This window comes from Micromonospora sp. WMMD980 (genome assembly GCF_029626035.1).
Classification (GTDB): Bacteria; Actinomycetota; Actinomycetes; order Mycobacteriales; family Micromonosporaceae; genus Micromonospora.
Window position 1 is genome coordinate 896,162 of sequence record NZ_JARUBE010000003.1, and the last position, 17,710, is coordinate 913,871.

A 17,710-nucleotide genomic window follows, 5' to 3' on the forward strand; every position below is an offset into this window, starting at 1 on the left:
GCCTAGCGATCATGACAGTTCGATGACACGTGCGGTCACGTGTCACGATTGGTCACGTGGACGCCGTGTTCTGGATCGTTCTGGGTGTGGTATTGGCGGTCGCCGAGATCTTCACGACGACGCTGTTCCTGATCATGTTCGGCGTCGGGGCGTTCGCCGCCGCCGGCGCCGCGGCGCTCGGCGCGCCGGTGGCGCTCCAGGCGGTGATCTTCGCGGTGGTGTCGGCGCTGTCCCTGGCGCTGGCCCGGCCGGTGATCCGCCGTAACGCCCGTTCGGCGCTGGAGACCGGCGACCAGCCGTTCGGCGTGGAGGCGATCGAGGGGGCCACCGCGGTGGTCCTGGAGGCGGTGGACGCCGAGCACGGCATGGTCAAGATCGATGGTGAGCTGTGGACGGCCCGGTCGTTCGACGCGACGCAGCGCTACGCGGCGGGTGAGCGGGTGCAGGTGATAAAGGTCCGGGGCGCTACCGCCCTGGTCTGGCAGGACGACATTTCCGCCCCGGGCGAGCTGCCCGAAGCGAGAGGGTGAACCATATGGAGTTTGCAGCGATCCTGTTGATCGCCGTGGCGGTGATCGTCGTGGTGACCCTGGCCAAGGCGGTGCGGATCGTGCCGCAGCAGCGCCAGGACGTGGTGGAACGGCTCGGCAAGTACAAGCGCACGCTGAATCCGGGTCTCAACCTGCTGGTGCCGTTCGTCGACGCGGTGCGCACCAAGGTCGACCTGCGCGAGCAGGTGGTCAGCTTCCCGCCGCAGCCGGTGATCACTTCCGACAACCTGGTCGTGTCGATCGACACGGTGCTCTACTTCAAGGTCGTCGACTCGGTCCGCGCCACCTACGAGATCTCGAACTTCCTCCAGGCGATCGAGCAGCTCACCGTCACCACGCTGCGTAACGTGATCGGTTCGCTGGACCTGGAGCGCGCGCTGACCAGCCGCGAGGAGATCAACCGGCACCTCTCCGGCGTGCTGGACGAGACCACCGGCCGGTGGGGCATCAAGGTGACCCGGGTCGAGATCAAGGCGATCGAGCCGCCGCCGAGCATCCGCGACTCGATGGAGAAGCAGATGCGCGCCGAGCGGGACCGCCGGGCCGCGATCCTGAACGCCGAGGGGCACAAGCAGTCGCAGATCCTCACCGCCGAGGGTGAGAAGCAGGCCGCGGTGCTGCGCGCCGACGGTGACCGGCAGGCCCGGATCCTCCAGGCCGAGGGCCAGGCCAAGGCGATCCGCACCGTCTTCGACGCGATCCACACCGCCAACCCGAGCCAGAAGGTGCTGGCCTACCAATACCTCCAGGCGCTGCCGCAGATCGCCAACGGCACCGCCAACAAGGTCTGGATCGTGCCCACCGAGCTGACCAAGGCACTGGAGGGCATGGGCGGGGCGCTGGGCGGCCTGGCCAACATGGCGGGCGACGCCCCGGCGCCGGGGGCCAGCCAGACCGCCGGCGAGGTGGAGCGGGAGGCCGCCGAGGCCGCCCAGGCGGCGGCCGTCGCGGCGCAGGAGATCCACGACGAGGTACGCGTAGCGGAGGCGCAGGCCACCGGCGGAAACACGGCCAAGGGGCTGCCGGCCCCGGAGCCGGTGTCCCCGGAGACGCTGCTCACCGACCCGGCCGACCAGCGCGAGCGGGGCTGACCGGCAAATCCGAGAATCACTCATCCGGCGCCCCGGCGCCTGCCACCATCGGTCTGGAAGGACGGTGGTGAGCGGGGTCGGGGCGCCGTCGCGTGTCCCGGGCCGCCCGTAGGCGTGAACGAGGTGGCGCATGAAGGAACCGGCGAGCCGGCTCTTCTCCCGTACCCCGGTCCCCGGCGCGCACGACCCCGGCGGACCGCTCGGCTCCCGGCGGACCGGGGGTGGGTTCGGGGTGCTTCCGTTCATCTCCGAAGCGGGACCGGGCGCGCCGGCCACGGACGCCAGTTGGGCCTGGTCGGTCCGCCGGTTCGCGCGCGCGGCGGTCTGGCTGCTGCCGGCCTACGCGGTCCTCTACGGCGTGGTGGCGATGGCCAGCGACGGCGGGGTGGGCAACGACCCCTACCCGGCCGACGGGCAACCGCTCTACCTGGTCGGCTGGGTGGCGTCGGTCTGGCTGGGCCTGCTCGCCCTGCTCGCGCTCACCGGCCTGCTCGCGGCCACCCGCTGCCGCCGGATCGCGCTGGCCGGGCTGCTGGCCAGCATCGGCGGCATGGTGCTGATGCTGCCGTTCGCCGGGCTGGCCGAGCAGACCCCGGTGTTCGGGCTGACCGCGCGCGGGATCGTGCTCTTCGGGGCGACCTGCTATAGCGTGGGCTGGTTCCTCACCGGCTGGTCGGTCGCCCGGTCCGGCATGTTCTCCTACGGCGACGGGACGATGCTGATGATCGCCGCCCCGCTGCTCGGCCTCGGCGGCGCGCTGATCGGCTCGTTGCAGACCTTCGGGGCGATCTTCGTGCTGGTCGCCGGCATCGGCATCGGCTACCGCAGCGGTCGCCTGGTGCCCGAGACGATCGCCCGGGACGCGGCCGTCGCCAGCGTCGCCGCCGCCCCCGCGCCCCAGGCGTCACCGGACGGTCCGCTTGCCGCCGGTTGACCGGTTCCCGCCGGGCCGAGACTGGGCAGTTGCCGTGAGGTAACTGACAGTTGCCTGGCGAAGTGGTCGGTAGGCGGCTTTCGCGGTAATCCTGGAGTCCATGCCGTCTCCCCGGTCGCCGCTGTCGCGCCTGTTCACCGTGCTGCTCGCGGGCCTGCTCGCCGGGCTCGTCCTCGCGCTCGCCGCGCTGCCGACCGGCCTGCTCGGCGGGTTCGTCGCCAAGGCGAGCCTCGGGGCGTACGAGGAACTGCCCGACGCGCTGCGCACCCCCGTGCAGCCGCAGCGCTCCTACCTCTACGCCAACGACGGCAAGACGCTGATCACCACGTTCTACGACGTGAACCGCACCGACGTGCCGCTCGCCGAGATCGCGCCGGTGATGCGCCAGGCGATCATCTCGGCCGAGGACCGGCGGTTCTACTCGCACGGCGGCGCCGACCTGCGGGGCATCGCCCGCGCGCTGGTCGCCAACGTCAAGGGCGGCGGGACCGAGCAGGGCGGCTCCACGCTGACCATGCAGTACGTCCGGAACGTGCTCAAGACCGACCCGACCCGCACCGCCGAGGAGCGGCAGGCCGCCACCGCGCAGACCGTCGGGCGCAAGCTCCAGGAGATCAGGTACGCGAACGCGTTGGAGCGGTCGCTGTCCAAGGACGAGATCCTCAACCGCTACCTGAACATCGCCTACTTCGGCTCCGGCGCGTACGGGGTCGCCGCCGCGGCCCAGCGCTACTTCGGCAAGGCGCCGGCCGACCTGACCCTCGGCGAGGCCGCGCTGCTCGCCGGCCTGGTCCAGTCGCCCGACGAGTACAGCCCGATCGACGGTGACAAGGAGCAGGCGCTGACCCGCCGGGGGTACGTGCTCGACTCGATGGCCGAGACCGGCGCGATCACCGCCGGGCAGGCCGCCGCCGCCAAGGCCGAGCCGCTCACGGTGCGTCCGACCGCCCAGCCCAACGGCTGCACCGCGACCGCGCAGGGGCACGACGACTGGGGCTTCTTCTGCGACTACCTGCGGCAGTGGTGGCTCACCCAGCCGGCCTTCGGCGACACCGCCGAGGAGCGCGAGCAGGCGCTGCGCCGCGGTGGCTACCGGGTGGTCACCACGCTCGACCCGAAGATCCAGCAGACCGCGCAGGCGCAGGCCACCAAGGTCTACGGGTACGACGACAAGCGTGCGCTGCCGATCGCGGCGGTCGAGCCGGGCACCGGCCGGGTGCTCGCCATGGCGGTCAACCGGCACTACAGCCTGGCCGACAACCCGGACGGTCAGGCCAACCACCCGAACACGGTCAACCCGCTGATCTCCGGCGGCGCCAGCGTCGACGGCTACCAGGGCCGGCTCCACGTTCAAGATGTTCACCATGCTGGCCGCGCTGGAGGCCGGCAAGCCGCTGGCCACCGGCTTCGACGCGCCGGCCAAGCTGCCCACCCGCTACGCCTCGGACGCCGAGGGCAACTGCGACGGCACGTGGTGCCCGGGCAACGCCAACCCGGAGTGGATGGACGGCTACCGGATGATGTGGGACGGTTTCGGCCGCTCCGTGAACACCTACTTCGTCTGGCTGGCCGAGCAGGTCGGCGAGGACAAGGTGGTGGAGATGGCGCAGCGCCTGGGCATCACGTTCCGGGCCGACTCGGACGCCGCGTTCGCCCGCGACAACGCCGCGAACTGGGGCGCGTTCACGCTCGGCGTGGCCGCCACCACCCCGCTCGACCTGGCCAACGCGTACGCGACGGTGGCCGCCGAGGGCACCTACTGCACGCCGCTGCCGGTGGTCTCGGTGACCGCGCCGGACGGCGGGAAGGTCGACGTGGGGGAGCCGAACTGCAAGCGGGTGCTGGAGCCGGACGTGGCCCGGGCGGCCACCGACGCGGCCCGCTGCCCGGTGGGCCAGCAGTCCGCGTACGGGCAGTGCAACGGCGGCACCGCCACCGGCGTGGACGGGATCGTCGACCGGCCGGTGGCCGGCAAGACGGGCAGCTCGGAGCGGAACGCCACCGAGACGTTCGTCGGGTACACCCCGCAGGTGGCCGTCGCCGGCATCGCGGCGAACCCGGACGACTCGACCGACCTGGTCGGCTCCGCGGTGCAGTCCAAGGTGATCGACGCGGTGGCCCGGACGATCCGGACGGCGGTCGCCGGCAAGCCGGTGCGGGACTTCACCGCGCCCAGCCGTGAGCTGGCCGGCGACCCGCAGCGCCCGCAGCCCCAACCCCAGCCGCGTGAGGACAACCGCAGCCTCCCCTCGGACCTGCTCCGCTGGCTCCAGGGCCGCGGCTAGATGTAAGGAGGGGCCCCCGCTTAACGCATTCGGTAGAGGCGGGGCCCCCTTTTAACACTTCTCAGTCGGTCGACGGCTACCGGCCGGCCATGGGCGACGCACGCTCGCCGCGGCGGACCACGGCGCCCGGGTGCTCGGCGGCGGCCGGCAGGTGCTGCCCGACCTCGCCCGCCAGGACCTGCGGCTGGTCGCCACGCGCGGCTTCGACGGCCGGTCGGTGCTGCTGCGCTACCGGCGGGCGTGATCCGCGGCGCCCGGCGCGGGCGTGCGCCCGCGGGGCCCGGGGGACCAGGCAGAATCGGCCGGTGCCCGTACACGAGATCACCGACCCCGACGACGACCGGATCGCCGACTACCGCGCGCTCACCGACGTGGAGCTGCGGACCCGGTGGGAACCCCCGCACGGGTTGTTCATCGCCGAGGGCCAGCTGGTGCTGCGGCGGGCGCTGCGGGCCGGCTACCCGGCCCGGTCCTACCTGGTCGAGTCCAAGCGCGCGGACCAACTCGCCGACCTCGACACCGGCGACGTCCCGGTGTACGCCGCGACCGCCGAGGTGCTCCAGCGGACCACCGGCTTCCACGTGCACCGGGGCGTGCTCGCCTCGTTCCACCGCCGGCCGCTGCCGTCGGCCACCGAGGTGCTGGCCGCCGCCCGGCGGGTGGTGATCCTGGAGGACGTCAACAACCACACCAACCTGGGCGCGATCTTCCGGGCCGTGGCGGCGCTCGGGGTGGACGCGGTCCTGCTGTCGCCGACCTGCGCCGACCCGCTCTACCGGCGCAGCGTCCGGGTCAGCATGGGCGAGGTGTTCGCGGTGCCGTACGCGAAGCTGGAGCGCTGGCCGGCGGGGCTGGACGAGGTGCGGGCGGCGGGCTTCACCGTGCTCGCGCTGACGCCGGCGCCGGACGCCGTGCCGATCCAGCGGCTCACCGACGCGCAGCGGGCGCGGGCCGCGCTGCTGCTGGGCGCGGAGGGCGCCGGGCTGACCCGGGCGGCGATGGCGGCCAGCGACGTGCGGGTGGTGATCCCGATGCGCCGGGGCGTGGACTCGCTGAACGTGGCGGCGGCCACGGCGGTGGCCTGCTGGGAACTGGGACGCGACGATCCGCTTGCATGACCATGCGCCGTGGTGCATAATCTTCCTGTGTCCAAGGTTCTCACCTCCCTGCCCATCGGCGAACGTGTCGGCATCGCCTTCTCCGGCGGCCTCGACACCTCGGTCGCGGTCGCGTGGATGCGCGACAAGGGCGCAGTGCCCTGCGCCTACACCGCCGACATCGGCCAGTACGACGAGCCGGACATCGGCTCCGTGCCGGGCCGCGCGCTCAGCTACGGCGCCGAGGTGGCCCGGCTGGTCGACTGCCGCGCCGCCCTGGTCGAGGAGGGCCTGGCGGCGCTGACCTGCGGCGCCTTCCACATCCGCTCGGGCGGGCGGGCCTACTTCAACACCACACCGCTGGGCCGGGCCGTCACCGGCACGCTGCTGGTGCGGGCGATGGTCGCCGACGACGTCCAGATCTGGGGCGACGGCTCGACCTTCAAGGGCAACGACATCGAGCGGTTCTACCGCTACGGCCTGCTGGCCAACCCGCAGCTGCGCATCTACAAGCCGTGGCTGGACACCGCCTTCGTCACCGAGCTGGGCGGGCGCAAGGAGATGTCGGAGTGGCTGCTCGACCGGGACCTGCCCTATCGGGACAGCACCGAGAAGGCATACTCCACCGACGCCAACATCTGGGGCGCCACCCACGAGGCGAAGACCCTCGAACACCTCGACACCGGCATCGAGACGGTCCAGCCGATCATGGGGGTCCGGTTCTGGGACCCGGCGGTGGAGATCACCACCGAGGACGTCACGATCGGCTTCGACCAGGGTCGCCCGGTGACGATCAACGGCAAGGAGTTCGGCAGCGCGGTCGACCTGGTGCTGGAGGCCAACGCCATCGGCGGGCGCCACGGTCTCGGCATGTCCGACCAGATCGAGAACCGGATCATCGAGGCCAAGAGCCGGGGCATCTACGAGGCGCCCGGCATGGCGCTGCTGCACGCCGCGTACGAGCGGCTGGTCAACGCCATCCACAACGAGGACACCCTGGCGAACTACCACACCGAGGGTCGCCGCCTCGGTCGGCTGATGTACGAGGGCCGCTGGCTCGACCCGCAGGCGCTGATGCTGCGCGAGTCGTTGCAGCGCTGGGTCGGCACCGCGATCACCGGCGAGGTGACGCTGCGGCTGCGCCGGGGCGAGGACTACTCGATCCTGGACACCACCGGGCCGGCGTTCAGCTACCACCCGGACAAGCTGTCCATGGAGCGCACCGAGGACTCGGCGTTCGGCCCGTCCGACCGGATCGGCCAGCTCACCATGCGGAACCTGGACATCGCCGACTCGCGGGCCAAGCTGGAGCAGTACGCCTCGCTCGGCATGGTCGGCGGCACCGCCCCGCAGCGCATGGTCGGCGCCGCGCAGGCCGCCTCGACCGGGCTGATCGGCGCGATGCCCCAGGGCGGCGCGGAGGCCATCGCCTCCCGGGGCGTCCCCTCCGCCGAGGACGAGTGGCTCGACCGGGCCGCGATGGAGTTCGGCGTCGACTGAGCGGAGCATCCGGCCGGGGCGGGCCCTCGGCAGCGGCGGTGACGCAGGGTAGCGTGTCGCCCGTGTTCCCTACCGTGCGTGAGGTGCTCGCCCTGGTGCCGGTGCGCCACGGCGCCCCCCGCCTGGTCGCCGGCGAGGCCGGCCTGGACCGCCCGGTGCGCTGGGTGCACGTGGCCGAGGTGCCCGACATCGCCACCCTGCTCGGCGGCGGGGAACTGGTGCTCACCACCGGCATCGGGCTGCCCGCCGACGACGCCGGGCTGCGCGCGTTCATCGGCGACCTCGCCGACGTCGGCGTCTCCGGGCTGGTCGTCGAACTGGGCCGCCGCTACGTCAGCGGCGTGCCCCGGGTGATGGCGGCGGCCGCCGAACGGCGTGGGCTGCCGCTCGTCGAGCTGCGCCGGGCCACCCCGTTCGTCCGGATCACCGAGGCGGTGCACGCGCTGATCGTGGACGCCCAGCTCACCGAGCTGCGCGCCACCGAGGAGATCCACCAGCGGTTCACCGAGCTGTCCGTGGAGGGTGCCGAACCGGCCGAGGTGCTGCGGCAGGCCGCCGAGCTGGCCGGGTGCCCGGTGGTGCTGGAGAACCTGTCCCGGCAGGTGCTCGCGTACGACCCGGCGGGGGAGAGCGCGGAGCTGCTGCTGGACGGCTGGGAACAGCACTCCCGGCGGATCCGCCCGACCGGCCGGACCGCCTACGACCCGGACAGCGGCTGGCTGGTCACCGCGGTCGGCGCGCGCGGACAGGACTGGGGGCGGCTGCTGCTGCGCTGGCCGGCGGCCGAGGCGGCGCCGCCCACCCGACTCACCATCCTGATCGAGCGGGCCGCCTCCACGCTGGCCCTGGGCCGGCTCATCCGCCGGGACGCCGAGGGCCTGGAACGGCAGATCCACCGGACCCTGCTGACCGCGCTCATCGACCACTCCCGCCCGGTCGACGAGGTGGCGCTGCGCGCCAAGGCGCTCGGCGTCACCCTGGACCGCCGGCACCTGGTCGGCGTGGTGGTCCGGCACCGCAGCGACGACCCGGCCGGCGATGCCGGACCCGACGCCGCCGACGACCCCCGCGCGGTCGCCCGCCGCGAGCCCGCCGGCCCGGAGGCCGGCCCGGCCCGGCTGCGCGACCTAGCCGAGGCGGTCGGCCAGGCCGTCCGCGAGGCCAGGCTCACGGCGTTGACCAGCGCCGTCGACGACCACGCGGTGGGCGCGTTGCTGGCGCTGCCCGACCCGGCCGACGAGGAGAAGGCACTCGCCGCGTTCGCCACGGCGTTGCGTCGGGTACGCCTCGACGCCGCCCCCGTCCGCGCGTTCCCCCCGCGCCCGGCCCGCCCCGCCGACGTCGCCGGTCGCGGCGGCCCTGTCGGCGGCGTGCGTCCGGTCGACGGTCCGGCCCGTCCGGCGGTCGTGGTCGCGGCCGGGTCCGGGGTGGGCAGCCTGCGGGAGGCGCGTCGGTCTCTCGTCGAGGCGCGGCAGATCGCCGAGGCGGCCCGCCGGGACCCGCGGGACCTGCCGTGCTTCCGGCTGCCGCACGTCGGGCTGGCCGGCCTGCTGCACCTGCTGCGCGACGAGCCCCGGTTGCAGACGTTCGTCGAGCGGGAACTCGGGGCGCTGCTCGGCTACGACGCGCAGCACCCCCGCGAGCAGCTACTCGGGACCCTGCGGGCCTACCTGGAGCAGGGGCGGAACAAGTCGGCCGCGGCATCGGCGGCGCACCTGTCCCGCCCGGCCTTCTACGAGCGGCTGGCCCGCATCGGCCGCATCCTCGACGCCGACCTCGACTCGGTCGACCAGTGCCTCTCGCTGCACGTGGCGCTGCTGGCCCTGGACGCCGTCCGCACCCCCTGACGCCGCCCGGCCGCTGCGGTGGGGCGGTGCCGTGGTTACGGTGCGGCACTCAACAGCGACGACACGCGGACTCGGGATCAGGTGAGAGCGGTGAGGGCCTTGGCGTAGGGGGCGGGGACGAAGTTCGGGCCGCCGGGCGCGAAGACGTCGGACGTGGACGCCGCCGGCCAGGCGCTGTCGGGCAGCGCCGCCACCAGGGCCTGGACCACCGGAGCGTCACGCCACTGGTCCTGCTGCGCGAGCAGGCTCAGCGCGACCACCGACTCCTCCACCTCGCCGACGCACTCGAACGGCTTGTGCCCGTCGACGCCGAGCAGCTCCCGGTAGCCGGCGGTCTGCGACTCGTCCGCGAGCAGGTCGCCGCCGAAGATGCCGGTGAGCCGCTCGCGGGGCATGAACGGGGCCATGGCCAGGAAGACGAAGCGGCACTTCGGGCAGTCGCGGCACCAGCGCTCGCTCGCGTCGCGCAGCTTGAACGCGGCGTTGCAGCTGGTCACCACCGCGTCGTAGCGGTCGATCTCGGCGAACAGCCGGGCGATGTGCAGCTCGGACAGCGAGCGCAGGAGCGAGAAGTAGGGCTCGGTGAGCCCGGCGTGCTCGGCCAGCGCCGCGCGCAGCAGCCCCTCCGCCTCGACGCCCTTGGACCACTGGTGGTTGATCTCGTGGCCCTGCCAGACCAGGTTCGGGTCGGACGCGGAGCGCTCGTTGGACATCACCACCGGGCCGAGCCCGTGCAGCACGGCGGTGGCGACCCCGATCAGCGAGTTGATCGCCGTGACCGGGATGTGCCCGTTGCGCGCCCCGGCCGCGTTCAGCTCGAACAGCACCGGGTCGAGCCGCCGCCGGGCGGCCAGCGGCACCAGGTCGGACGCCTCGTTGACCGAGACGATCACGTGGTTCGGGTTGACCGAGAACGGCACCGGGTCGAACCCGGCGCGCCGCAGCGCCTCCAACGTGACGATGGAGTCCTTGCCGCCGCCGACGGCCGACAGCGGGCGCCGGCCGGAGTTGTCCAGCGGGGTGGCCGGGTCGACCGAGCCGGCCGGCACCTCGGGGCGCAGCGCGAGCACGTGCGGCAGGTCGTTGCGGTACGCGTACTCGGCGAGGCCCTTGGTGTAGACGGCGGTGACCAGCTCGACGGCGGCGGCGCCCAGCGGCGCCGGCAGCACCAGCCGGGGCGGCGCGGCGGCCTTGTAGTAGCTGACGCCGGCGACCACGTGCAGCAGCTCCAGCACCCGGCCGAGGGTGGCCGCGGTGGCGTCGGAGACCGGCTCGGCCGGCAACGGGAGCGTGATCACCTCGGTGAACCGCTGCTCGCCGTCGGGTCCGGTGAGGGCGTAGTCGAACAGGACCTCGCCGGTGGCGAAGTCGATCGAGTAGGACGGGAAGGTGAAGGCGTCCATCCGCCGCAGCTGCTCGTTGGGCACACGCCATACTAGGCCCTGGTTCGTCCACCCGTGTCCGGCTGGGTGGGACCCGCCCCGCCGAGCACCGACCGAGCCCGAGGAGAGCCTGTGCGCCTGTCTGATCTGCGCGGACGTCATGTTGCCGTCTGGGGCGCCGGCCGTGAGGGCCGGGCCGCGGTGATCGCGATCGCCGCGCACGGCCCGGCGGGCCTGGTCGCCGTGGACGACAGCGCGAACTTCCTCACCCTGCCCTGGGAGGGCCCCCTCGAGGTGGCGGCACCGCTGGTCACCGGCGAGGAGGGCTTCGAGCGGCTGGCCGCCGCCGACGTGGTGGTCCGTTCGCCGGGGGTGCCGAACACCCACCCGTGGATGGTGGAGCTGCGCCGGCGTGGCGTCCCGGTCACCCAGGGCAGCGCGCTCTGGATGGCCGACCACGCGGACCGGACCGTCGGGGTGACCGGCAGCAAGGGCAAGAGCACCACCTCCAGCCTGATCAGCCACCTGCTCACCGCGATGGACCGGCCGAACGTGTTCGGCGGCAACATCGGCGTGCCGCTGCTCGACCTGCCCGAGGCGGAGCTGTACGTGCTGGAGCTGTCCAGCTACCAGTGCGCCGACCTGACCGATTCGCCCCGGGTGGCGGTGGTGACCGCGCTCTTTCCCGAGCACCTGGACGCGCACGGCGGCGAGCGGGAGTACTACCGGGACAAGCTCAACCTGGTGGCGCACGGCCCGCACACGGTGGTGGTGAACGGCGCCGACCCGCGGCTGGCCGTGGAACTGGGCGACCGGGCCGCGGTGCGGGCCGGCTCGCCGGACACCACCCACGTGGCCGCCGGCCCGGACGGCACGCCGTGGTTCCACCTGCGGGACACGCCGCTCTTCCCGCGGGCGGTGCTGCCGCTGGTCGGCCGGCACAACGAGGGCAACCTCTGCGTCGCGCTGGCCGTGCTGGACGCGCTGGGCGTGGACGTGGTGGCACGGCGGGACTCCCTCGCCGTGGCGGTCGCGGAGTTCCAGGGCCTGGCCCACCGGCTCACCGAGATCGCCGACCCGTCCGGGCTCACCTTCGTCGACGACACGCTGGCCACCAGCCCGTACGCGGCGATGCACGCGATCGACGCCTACGAGGGGCGGCCGTTGACCGTGATCGTCGGCGGCACCGACCGGGGGCTCGACTACGCGCCGCTGCGCGAGCACCTGGCCGAGCGGGAGATCACCGTGATCGGCATCCCGGACAGCGGCCCGCGCATCGTCGAGGCGCTCGCCGGGCTGCCGGCGGTGCGCACCGAGTTGGCCGACGACCTGGTCGCCGCCGTGGGCCTGGCCCGCAAGCTCACCCCGGCCGGCGGGGTGGTGCTGCTGTCCCCGGCCGCGCCGAGCTATGGCCGGTTCCGCAACTTCGAGCACCGCTCCGAGGTGTTCGCGCAGGCGGTCGCCGACACGGCCCGCTGAGTGGTCGGCGCCGGCCGCCCGGGCTAGCCTCGCGGACATGGCGGTGGTGGTGGACGTCGATGCGGAGCGGCTGATCGTGCGGCTGGTCGGTGCCGACCGGCTCTGGGCGCTCTCCGCCGGGGTCGAGGCGCCGACGGCGGCGGTCACCGCAGCGCGGGTGGTCTCCCGGGGCGAGGCGCACGCCCGCTGGCTCGGCCTGCGACTGCCCGGCACCTCGTGGCCCGGCCTGATCACCGCGGGCAGCTACTGGTCGCGGGACACCGGCCGGTCGTTCTGGTGTGTGCACCGGGCCGAGGAGGTGCTGCTGGTCGAGTTGGCCGGGCAGCCGTACGACCGGCTCGTCCTGGAGGTGGAGCGGCCGGCGGACGTCTCCCGGGCGGTGGCTCGGGCCCGGTTCCGGTGAGTCAGCCCTGATGCGGGTGTTCCCCGTGCGCCACCGGGTCGTCGTGGCGGCGCGGCGGTGGCGCGGTGAAGGGCTCCGCCGGGTACGCGGTTACCGGCTTCTCCTGCCCCGCGGTGACCGGCTCCTCCGGTTGCGTGGTGATCGGCTCCGGGCGCGCCGCGCGCTGCTTGTCCGGGGTCCAGGCGAACGCGAGCGCGCCGCCGACCAGCGCCAGCGCGTGGAAGACCCGCTGCTGCGGGGTGGCGACCAGCAGCACCCCGCAGAGCACGAGGATCGTCGGCATCAGATATGCCGCCAGGCCCTGCGGCCCGACGTGCAGCAGCACGCCGAGCGGCGCGCGCAGCGTCACCAGCATCTCGGCGCCGCCGAGCGCGACGAGCAGCCCGGCGGTGAACGGCCGGGCCCGCCGCCAGCGGCGCCAGCGCCCGGGGCCGCGGGCGCTGGCGCCGTGTGCTGTCCGCCGCGCACGTCAGCACCCGTCGGAGCTGAAGCCCATGCGCAGGTTGGGCAGCGTGAAGATCGCGGCGGTGGTGGCGTAGTTGTTCTGCCGCAGGTTGGTGATGGTCACCGTGTCGGCCTGCTGGGCGCGGCGGCGAACGCCACCAACTCGATCGCCTTCACCAACCAGACCCTGACCAAGTTCTCCGGCCCGTCGCTCTGCTTCGGCACCGCCTACTTCACCGCGACGTACTCGCCGGTGAGGGACACCAGCAAGACCGGCAGCCCGGGCGTCTACGTCAACTGACCACCCGGCTCGCGGGCCGGTGCGCGGCGGTTCGCCGGGCACCGGCCCCGCCGTGCGCCGGCCACCGATCGGGTACGTGGTGTCAGGTGCGCGGTGCCCGCGCGCGACACAGTGACAGTTGTCCCTGCCGGTGCCCGGTGGGAGCGTGCGGGGACCAACCGCCGCGAAGGGGTGCGCCGATGACCACCGACGACCTGCTGGCCCGGCACCGGGCCGTGCTCCCGTCCTGGATGCCGCTCTACTACACCGAACCGCTCGAACTGGTCGCCGGCTCCGGCCGCCGGGTCACCGACGCGGCCGGGCGCAGCTACCTGGACTTCTTCGGCGGCGTGCTGACCAACATGATCGGCTACGACATCCCGGAGATCCGCGAGGCGGTGCAGCGGCAACTGGGCACCGGCCTGGTGCACAGCTCCACGCTCTACCTGATCCGCCAGCAGGTCGAGCTGGCCGAGAAGGTCGCCCGGGTCTCCGGCATCCCCGACGCGCGGGTCTTCTTCACCAACTCCGGCACCGAGGCCAACGAGGCCGCGCTGCTGGTCGCCACCAACCACCGGCGCTCGCACCAGATCCTCGCCGTGCGCAACAGCTACCACGGCCGGTCGTACGCGGCGATGGGCGTCACCGGCAACCGCGGCTGGTCGGCCAGCGCGCTCAACCCGCTCCAGGTGGCCTGGCTGCACTCCGGCGAGCGGCTGCGCGGGCTGCTGGCCCGGCTCGACGCCGACGACCGCGTCGAGGCCGCGGTCGAGGACCTGCGCGAGGTGCTCGCCACCCAGACCGCCGGCGACGTGGCCGCCCTGATCGTCGAGCCGATCCAGGGCGTCGGCGGCTTCACCCACGGCCCGGACGGTCTCCTCGCCGCCTGGAAGAAGGTGCTCGACGAGCACGGCATCCTGCTGATCAGCGACGAGGTGCAGACCGGCTGGGGACGCACCGGCGAGCACTTCTGGGGCTACCAGGCGCACGGCGTCACCCCGGACCTGCTCACCTTCGCCAAGGGCATCGGCAACGGCTTCGCCCTGGCCGGGGTCGTCGGCCGGGCCGAGGTGCTGGAGGCGGTGCCGGCGATCAGCTTCTCCACCTTCGGCGGCAACCCGGTCTCCACCGCCGCCGGCAACGCCGTCCTCGACTACCTGCTCGACCACGATCTCCAGGCCAACGCGGCAAGGGTCGGCGCGATCCTCGGCGACGGGCTGCGGGCCGCCACCGCCGGGCTGGACCAGGTCGCCGAGGTACGCGGCAAGGGCCTCATGCTGGCCGTCGAGTTCGTCCGCCCCGGCACCGTCGAGCCGGACCCGGAGCTGACCGGCCGGGTCTTCGAGGCGTGCCGGGCCGGCGGCCTGCTGGTCGGCAAGGGCGGCCTGCACGGCAACGTGGTGCGGATGGGCCCGCCGCTGACCCTGACCGAGGACGAGGCCCGCGAGGGCCTGGCCATCCTGGTCGACGCGATCCGGACCTGCGTGGGAGAGACGGCATGAACGTCATCGGGCACTACGTCGACGGCAAGCGGACCACCGGGGAGTCCGCGCGGCGCGGCGACGTCTTCGACCCCGCCACCGGCCGGCGGACCGGGCAGGTGGCGCTGGCCGACGCCACCGACGTGACCGGCGCGGTGGAGACCGCCGAGCGGGCCGCCCGCGACTGGCGGGACGCCTCGCTGGCCCGGCGCACGGCGGTGCTGTTCGCCGTCCGCGAGCTGGTGCACGCCCGCCGGGACCGGCTCGCCGAGGCGATCACCGCCGAGCACGGCAAGGTGCTCGCGGACGCCGCCGGCGAGGTGCAGCGCGGCCTGGAGGTGATCGAGTACGCCTGCGGCATCGCCTCGGCGCTGCGCGGCGGGTTCAGCGAGAACGTCTCGACCGAGGTCGACTCGTACAGCCTGCGGCAGCCGCTGGGCGTGGTCGCGGTGATCTCCCCGTTCAACTTCCCGGTGATGGTGCCGCTCTGGTTCGTGCCGGTGGCGATCGCCTGCGGCAACGCGGTGGTGCTCAAGCCCAGCGAGAAGGACCCGAGCGCGGCGCTGCTGCTGGCCGAGTGGTTCACCGAGGCCGGCCTGCCCGACGGGGTGCTCAACGTGGTCAACGGCGACAAGGAGGCGGTCGACGCGCTGCTCGACCACCCCGGCGTGAGGGCGGTGTCGTTCGTCGGCTCCACCCCGGTGGCCCGGTACGTGCACCAGCGCGGAGCGCTGGCCGGCAAGCGGGTGCAGGCGCTGGGCGGGGCGAAGAACCACATGGTGGTGCTGCCCGACGCCGACCTGGACCTGGCCGCCGACGCCGTGGTCAACGCCGGGTTCGGCTCGGCGGGGGAGCGGTGCATGGCGATCTCCGCGCTGGTCGCGGTGGAGCCGGTGGCCGACGCGCTGGTCGAGCGGATCGCCGCGCGGATGGCCCGGCTGCGCACCGGCGACGGCCGCCGTGGCTGCGACATGGGGCCGCTGGTCACCGCCGCGCACGCCGAGCGGGTCCGGTCGTATGTCGAGGCCGGGGTGGCGGCCGGCGCGGTTCCGGTGGTGGACGGGCGCGACGTCACGCCGGACGGCGAGCCGGGCGGCTTCTGGCTCGGTCCCACCCTCTTCGACCACGTCCGGCCGGAGATGTCGATCTACACCGACGAGATCTTCGGTCCGGTGCTGAGCGTGCTGCGCGTCGGCTCGTACGACGAGGCGGTGGAGTTGGTCAACGCCAGCCCGTACGGCAACGGGACCGCGATCTTCACCAACGACGGCGGCGCCGCCCGGCGCTACCAGCACGAGGTGGAGGCCGGTATGGTCGGGATCAACGTGCCCATCCCGGTGCCGATGGCCTACTACTCGTTCGGGGGGTGGAAGGCGTCGCTCTTCGGCGACCTGCACGCGCACGGCGCCGACGGGGTCGCGTTCTGCACCCGGGGCAAGGTGGTCACCAGCCGCTGGCTCGACCCGCGCCACGGCGGGGTCAACCTCGGCTTCCCCACCCAGACCTGAGCAGCCGCAGCAGTCCCGCCCCGGCCAGGTACGCCACCAGCGCCGGGGCGGGCAACCCGAGCGGCTCCGGCGCGGTCTTCGGCGCCAGGCTGTTGAGCAGCAGCCCGGCGACCAGCGCGGCGTACCCGGTGACGGCCAGCGCGGTGGCGGCCCGCCCGTGCGGTCCGGGCGGCCCGGAGGGGCGGCGGGTGCGGGCCTCGATCGAGCCGAACACGGCGACCAGCGCGGCCAGCACCACGGCCAGCGCCGCCAGCCACGGGATCCGCCAGGCCCACCAGGTGGCCGAGCCGACCGGGGGAGTGGGCAGCACGCCGAGCGCGTCGAGCAGGCCGACCAGCAGGATCGCGGCGGTCAGGTGCCAGAGGAAGGCGGTGAGCACCACCGCGTTGACCGCGATCACGGCCTGCCACGGGCCGGAGCGGCGCAGCCGACGCCCGGCCGGACCGCCCAGCAGCAGGATCAGCCCGAGCTGGGTGGTGGCCGCGGCGAGCAGGGCCACGCTGGGCGGGGCGGCGTTGTCCAACCTCTCGCCGGCCACGTGCAGCATCGCCACCGGATACGGCCCGACGGTGGTCAGCAGCACCAGCGCGCCCAGGCCGACCAGCAGCAGCGTCGCGCCGGTCCGACGGTCCAGCGGCAGCCGTCGTCGTCGGGGCAGCTCCGGTGACCGGGCGTCGTACCAGGCGAAGCCGAGCTGGTGCACGGCCAGCCAGGCGAACAGGTAGTTGCCGTCGGCCAGCGCGGCCGGACCGAGGAGCCGGCCGAGGTCACCGAGCGCGACGAGCCCGGCCAGCGCCACCGGCACGGCCAGGGAGAACCGGCGGTGCAGCGCGTACATCGGCGGGGTCGACGCCACCACCACGAGGTAGGCGGCCAGGAACCACAGCGGGATGGTGGCGAACCAGACCACGGTGCGCACCTGCGTCGGGTCCGCCCCGCGCAGGGTGGCGACCGCGGCGCCGGCGGCCAGCACCAGCAGCAGCGCGGTGGTCGGGCGGACCAGCCGGGCGCTGCGGTCCACCAGCCAACCGGTCGCGGTCCCGCCCCGGGCCCGGCGGGCGGCCAACGAGGCGGCGTTGGCATAGCCGCCGACCAGGAAGAACACCGGCATCACCTGGGCCACCCAGGTCAGCGGCCAGGCCCACGGCAGGTCGGGCAGCGCCGAGTGGCCGGACGGGCGACCGTGCTCGTGGCCGATCACTGTCACGCCCCAGTGGCCGAGGACGACCATGGCGATGGCCAGCGCCCGGAGCAGGTCGACGTAGCGATCCCGCCCCGGCGGCGTGCGCTCGGCGAGCTGCCGCAGGCGGCGCATGGGCCCAGGCTATGCCAGCGCCCGTCGACCGGTACGGATAACGGTTCGGCAGTGAGGTCTTGTGGTCCGCGTCTCGTCGGCGTAGAAATTCTTCAACGAAAACGTGCTTGATG

14 protein-coding genes and 1 pseudogene are annotated in these 17,710 nt (G+C 73.7%); 11 read left to right on the forward strand and 4 right to left on the reverse strand.

Features of this window, described 5'->3' with window-relative positions; genetic code table 11:
- Positions 1 to 56 precede the first annotated feature (56 nt).
- From O7618_RS04710 to O7618_RS04740, 7 genes and pseudogenes are all read left to right on the forward strand, one after another.
- Positions 57 to 530, forward strand: coding sequence for an NfeD family protein (locus tag O7618_RS04710; protein WP_278104719.1), 474 nt, complete (start codon positions 57 to 59; stop codon positions 528 to 530).
- A 5-nt stretch (positions 531 to 535) separates the two neighbouring features.
- Positions 536 to 1,642, forward strand: coding sequence for an SPFH domain-containing protein (locus O7618_RS04715; RefSeq protein ID WP_278104720.1), 1,107 nt, complete (start codon positions 536 to 538; stop codon positions 1,640 to 1,642).
- A 130-nt stretch (positions 1,643 to 1,772) separates the two neighbouring features.
- Positions 1,773 to 2,576: a hypothetical protein gene (locus O7618_RS04720; RefSeq protein ID WP_278104721.1), complete on the forward strand. Its 804-nt coding sequence runs from the start codon at positions 1,773 to 1,775 to the stop codon at positions 2,574 to 2,576.
- A 100-nt stretch (positions 2,577 to 2,676) separates the two neighbouring features.
- Positions 2,677 to 4,861 (forward strand): annotated as a pseudogene (locus tag O7618_RS04725) (transglycosylase domain-containing protein).
- 305 nt (positions 4,862 to 5,166) lie between these two features.
- Positions 5,167 to 5,979 (forward strand): RNA methyltransferase, encoded by an 813-nt coding sequence (locus O7618_RS04730; protein WP_278104722.1) that lies wholly within the window; start codon positions 5,167 to 5,169, stop codon positions 5,977 to 5,979.
- Positions 5,980 to 6,006: 27 nt separating this feature from the next.
- The gene (argG, locus tag O7618_RS04735; protein WP_278104723.1) at positions 6,007 to 7,458 is read left to right on the forward strand and encodes an argininosuccinate synthase; all 1,452 of its coding nucleotides are present in this window, start codon (positions 6,007 to 6,009) and stop codon (positions 7,456 to 7,458) included.
- Positions 7,459 to 7,511: 53 nt separating this feature from the next.
- Positions 7,512 to 9,305: a PucR family transcriptional regulator gene (locus O7618_RS04740; RefSeq protein ID WP_278104724.1), complete on the forward strand. Its 1,794-nt coding sequence runs from the start codon at positions 7,512 to 7,514 to the stop codon at positions 9,303 to 9,305.
- Positions 9,306 to 9,382: 77 nt separating this feature from the next.
- Here O7618_RS04740 and O7618_RS04745 read toward each other — a convergent pair whose 3' ends face one another.
- Positions 9,383 to 10,732: a hypothetical protein gene (locus tag O7618_RS04745; protein ID WP_278104725.1), complete on the reverse strand. Its 1,350-nt coding sequence runs from the start codon at positions 10,730 to 10,732 to the stop codon at positions 9,383 to 9,385.
- An 87-nt stretch (positions 10,733 to 10,819) separates the two neighbouring features.
- Here O7618_RS04745 and murD point away from each other — a divergent pair, with 87 nt between their 5' ends.
- The gene (gene murD, locus O7618_RS04750; protein ID WP_278104726.1) at positions 10,820 to 12,166 is read left to right on the forward strand and encodes a UDP-N-acetylmuramoyl-L-alanine--D-glutamate ligase; all 1,347 of its coding nucleotides are present in this window, start codon (positions 10,820 to 10,822) and stop codon (positions 12,164 to 12,166) included.
- A gap of 37 nt (positions 12,167 to 12,203) precedes the next feature.
- Positions 12,204 to 12,569, forward strand: coding sequence for a hypothetical protein (locus tag O7618_RS04755; RefSeq protein ID WP_278104727.1), 366 nt, complete (start codon positions 12,204 to 12,206; stop codon positions 12,567 to 12,569).
- Position 12,570: 1 nt separating this feature from the next.
- Here the strand turns inward: O7618_RS04755 and O7618_RS04760 are convergent, their stop codons facing one another.
- Both O7618_RS04760 and O7618_RS04765 read right to left on the reverse strand, forming a co-directional pair.
- Positions 12,571 to 12,951 carry a DUF6114 domain-containing protein gene (locus O7618_RS04760; RefSeq protein ID WP_278109914.1) on the reverse strand — a complete coding sequence of 127 codons (381 nt, stop codon included), beginning with the start codon at positions 12,949 to 12,951 and terminating at the stop codon, positions 12,571 to 12,573.
- 87 nt (positions 12,952 to 13,038) lie between these two features.
- Entirely contained in the window at positions 13,039 to 13,137 is a 99-nt protein-coding gene (locus O7618_RS04765) for a hypothetical protein (protein ID WP_278104728.1), read from the reverse strand.
- 356 nt (positions 13,138 to 13,493) lie between these two features.
- Between O7618_RS04765 and O7618_RS04770 the strand changes: the two genes are divergently transcribed.
- Both O7618_RS04770 and O7618_RS04775 read left to right on the forward strand, forming a co-directional pair.
- On the forward strand, positions 13,494 to 14,795 hold the full coding sequence (locus O7618_RS04770; protein WP_278104729.1) for an aminotransferase class III-fold pyridoxal phosphate-dependent enzyme: 1,302 nt from the start codon (positions 13,494 to 13,496) through the stop codon (positions 14,793 to 14,795).
- A complete protein-coding gene (locus O7618_RS04775) occupies positions 14,792 to 16,282 on the forward strand; it encodes a CoA-acylating methylmalonate-semialdehyde dehydrogenase (protein WP_278104730.1) in 1,491 nt (496 codons plus the stop codon). Before O7618_RS04770 ends, O7618_RS04775 begins: the two co-directional genes overlap by 4 nt.
- Here O7618_RS04775 and O7618_RS04780 read toward each other — a convergent pair.
- Complete coding sequence (locus tag O7618_RS04780) at positions 16,254 to 17,597, reverse strand: acyltransferase (RefSeq protein ID WP_278104731.1); 1,344 nt, start codon at positions 17,595 to 17,597, stop codon at positions 16,254 to 16,256. The genes O7618_RS04775 and O7618_RS04780 overlap by 29 nt on opposite strands.
- Between the last annotated feature and the right edge of the window lie 113 nt (positions 17,598 to 17,710).

What these genes read in the sequence shown, in the direction of transcription:
- O7618_RS04775 (WP_278104730.1), top strand. Translation starts at nt 14,792, where the DNA reads ATGAACGTCATCGGGCACTACGTCGACGGCAAGCGGACCACCGGGGAG.
- O7618_RS04755 (WP_278104727.1), top strand. Translation starts at nt 12,204, where the DNA reads ATGGCGGTGGTGGTGGACGTCGATGCGGAGCGGCTGATCGTGCGGCTG.
- O7618_RS04770 (WP_278104729.1), top strand. Translation starts at nt 13,494, where the DNA reads ATGACCACCGACGACCTGCTGGCCCGGCACCGGGCCGTGCTCCCGTCC.
- O7618_RS04715 (WP_278104720.1), top strand. Translation starts at nt 536, where the DNA reads ATGGAGTTTGCAGCGATCCTGTTGATCGCCGTGGCGGTGATCGTCGTG.
- O7618_RS04720 (WP_278104721.1), top strand. Translation starts at nt 1,773, where the DNA reads ATGAAGGAACCGGCGAGCCGGCTCTTCTCCCGTACCCCGGTCCCCGGC.
- O7618_RS04780 (WP_278104731.1), bottom strand. Translation starts at nt 17,597, where the DNA reads ATGCGCCGCCTGCGGCAGCTCGCCGAGCGCACGCCGCCGGGGCGGGAT.